The sequence below is a fragment of the Flavobacterium tiangeerense genome (assembly GCF_007830355.1).
In the GTDB taxonomy this organism is placed as follows: Bacteria; Bacteroidota; Bacteroidia; order Flavobacteriales; family Flavobacteriaceae; genus Flavobacterium; species Flavobacterium tiangeerense.
In genome coordinates this window covers 1-3,351 of record NZ_VLKO01000019.1, presented here as the reverse complement: position 1 = coordinate 3,351, position 3,351 = coordinate 1, and the positions used below count along the sequence as shown (strand labels likewise).

Here is a 3,351-nt window from a genome sequence, read left to right as displayed (position 1 = left end):
GACTTTATGACCTTAGACTTTATAACTTTCGAGCTAAATAAAGTTCATTGACATATTGAGATAAGAAATAATAAAAAGTAGAAAGCGTTTTTTACTATTTATAGTAAAAGACAAAAAAAAACGGTCTTAATTAAATTTAAGATTGGTACAATAAGCAAAATAAGGGCGTATGGGGGATGCCTTGGCTCTCAGAGGCGATGAAAGGCGTGATAAGCTGCGAAAAGTTACGGGGAGCAGCACACATGCGTTGATCCGTAAATACCTGAATGGGGCAACCCACTATCTTGAAGAGATAGTACACCGATAGGTGGGCAAACCCGCTGAACTGAAACATCTAAGTAGGCGGAGGAGAAGAAAACAAAAGTGATTCCGTAAGTAGTGGCGAGCGAACGCGGATTAGCCCAAACCAATGTTGTTACGGCAATGTTGGGGTTGTAGGACCACGAGATTTTATGTACAAGGAACCGGAAGTTACTGGAAAGTGACACCATAGAGGGTGATAGTCCCGTATGGGTAACGAGTATAATGAATAGTGGTATCCTGAGTAGGGCGGGGCACGTGAAACCCTGTCTGAATTTGGCGGGACCATCCGCTAAGGCTAAATACTCCTGAGAGACCGATAGTGAACCAGTACCGTGAGGGAAAGGTGAAAAGAACCGTGAATAACGGAGTGAAATAGATCCTGAAACCATACGCTTACAAGCGGTCGGAGCCCTTTCGTGGGGTGACGGCGTGCCTTTTGCATAATGAGCCTACGAGTTAACGTTGCTGGCAAGGATAAGTGGTTAAGCCACGGATCCGTAGCGAAAGCGAGTCTGAATAGGGCGCTTTAGTCAGTAGTGTTAGACGCGAAACCGTGTGATCTACCCATGGGCAGGATGAAGCGCTGGTAACACAGTGTGGAGGTCCGAACCGGTTGACGTTGAAAAGTCTTCGGATGACCTGTGGGTAGGGGTGAAAGGCCAATCAAACTCGGAAATAGCTCGTACTCCCCGAAATGCATTTAGGTGCAGCGCACGGCGTAAAGTTATATAGAGGTAGAGCTACTGATTGGATGCGGGGGCTTCACCGCCTACCAATTCCTGACAAACTCCGAATGCTATATAATGTTTCCGTGCAGTGAGGGCTTGGGTGCTAAGGTCCAAGTCCGAGAGGGAAAGAACCCAGACCATCAGCTAAGGTCCCCAAATATACGCTAAGTTGAAAGAACGAGGTTTGTCTGCCCAGACAGCTAGGATGTTGGCTTGGAAGCAGCCATTCATTTAAAGAGTGCGTAACAGCTCACTAGTCGAGCGGACGAGCATGGATAATAATCGGGCATAAGCGTATTACCGAAGCTATGGATTTCATATTAAATTATGGAGTGGTAGGGGAGCATTCTAACAGGGTTGAAGGTGTGTCGTAAGGCATGCTGGACTGGTTAGAAAAGAAAATGTAGGCATAAGTAACGATAATGCGGGCGAGAAACCCGCACACCGAAAGACTAAGGTTTCCACAGCTATGCTAATCAGCTGTGGGTTAGTCGGGACCTAAGGCGAACCCGAAAGGGACAGTCGATGGACAACGGGTTAATATTCCCGTACTAGTTATTACTGTGATGGGGTGACGGAGTGATGAAAGCGCCGCGAACTGACGGAATAGTTCGTTGAAGTACCTACCTATAAGACCCGCAGGCAAATCCACGGGTTTTGGGGAAATACGATAGTACTCGGATACTTCGGTAGAAGAGATAGTGCGCCTAAGGGCTTCCAAGAAAAACCTCTAAACTTCAGGTAATAAGTACCCGTACCGCAAACCGACACAGGTAGTCGAGGAGAGAATCCTAAGGTGCTCGAGAGATTCATGGCTAAGGAATTAGGCAAAATAGACCCGTAACTTCGGGAGAAGGGTCGCCAGCAGCAATGCTGGCCGCAGTGAAGAGGTCCAGGCGACTGTTTATCAAAAACACAGGGCTCTGCAAAATCGTAAGATGAAGTATAGGGCCTGACACCTGCCCGGTGCTGGAAGGTTAAGAGGAGATGTTATCTTCGGAGAAGCATTGAATTGAAGCCCCAGTAAACGGCGGCCGTAACTATAACGGTCCTAAGGTAGCGAAATTCCTTGTCGGGTAAGTTCCGACCTGCACGAATGGTGTAACGATCTGGACACTGTCTCAGCCATGAGCTCGGTGAAATTGTAGTAGCGGTGAAGATGCCGCTTACCCGCAGTGGGACGAAAAGACCCTGTGCACCTTTACTATAGCTTAGTATTGACCTTGGATAAATGATGTGTAGGATAGGTTGGAGACTGTGAAGTGGCGTCGCTAGGCGTTGTGGAGTCATTGTTGAAATACAACCCTTTGTTTATCTGAGGCCTAACCCCATAATGTGGGGGACATTGCTTGGTGGGTAGTTTGACTGGGGTGGTCGCCTCCAAAAGAGTAACGGAGGCTTCTAAAGGTTCCCTCAGTACGCTTGGTAACCGTGCGTAGAGTGCAATGGCATAAGGGAGCTTGACTGAGAGACATACAGGTCGATCAGGTACGAAAGTAGAGCATAGTGATCCGGTGGTTCCGCATGGAAGGGCCATCGCTCAAAGGATAAAAGGTACGCCGGGGATAACAGGCTGATCTCCCCCAAGAGCTCATATCGACGGGGGGGTTTGGCACCTCGATGTCGGCTCGTCACATCCTGGGGCTGGAGAAGGTCCCAAGGGTTGGGCTGTTCGCCCATTAAAGTGGCACGCGAGCTGGGTTCAGAACGTCGTGAGACAGTTCGGTCTCTATCTACTGTGGGCGCAAGAAATTTGAGTGGATCTGATTCTAGTACGAGAGGACCGAATTGGACAAACCTCTAGTGTATCTGTTGTCACGCCAGTGGCACCGCAGAGTAGCTACGTTTGGAAGGGATAAGCGCTGAAAGCATATAAGCGCGAAACCCACCACAAGATGAGATTTCTTTTAAGGGTCGTGGGAGATGACCACGTTGATAGGCTATAGATGTAAAGGCAGTAATGTCATAGTCGAGTAGTACTAATAACCCGTAAGCTTATGTACACCCTTTTCCTCCCGAGCAATCGGGAGGGAGAAACTTTCTAATACACTTTTTATATTCTTTATCTCAGTATGTTAAGATATTTGCTCGACGCAAGAGCAGTCAAAAGACGAAAGTCACAAGTCCAAAAGGTAACTTTAGACTTTAAGACCTTCGACTTTAGACTAACAACCTTAAGGTGGTTATTGCGGCGGGGCTCACCTCTTCCCATCCCGAACAGAGTAGTTAAGCCCGCCTGCGCAGATGGTACTGCAGTTATGTGGGAGAGTATGTCGTCGCCTTTCTTTGAAAAGCCTATCTGCAAAGATAGGCTTTTTTT

The 3,351-nt window shown here is 47.8% G+C and carries 2 rRNA genes; both read left to right on the top strand.

Features of this window, described 5'->3' with window-relative positions:
• Positions 1 to 148 precede the first annotated feature (148 nt).
• A 23S ribosomal RNA gene (locus IQ05_RS15245) occupies positions 149 to 3,034 on the top strand.
• A 172-nt stretch (positions 3,035 to 3,206) separates the two neighbouring features.
• Positions 3,207 to 3,316: ribosomal RNA gene (gene rrf / locus IQ05_RS15240) — 5S ribosomal RNA — on the top strand.
• Positions 3,317 to 3,351 lie beyond the last annotated feature (35 nt).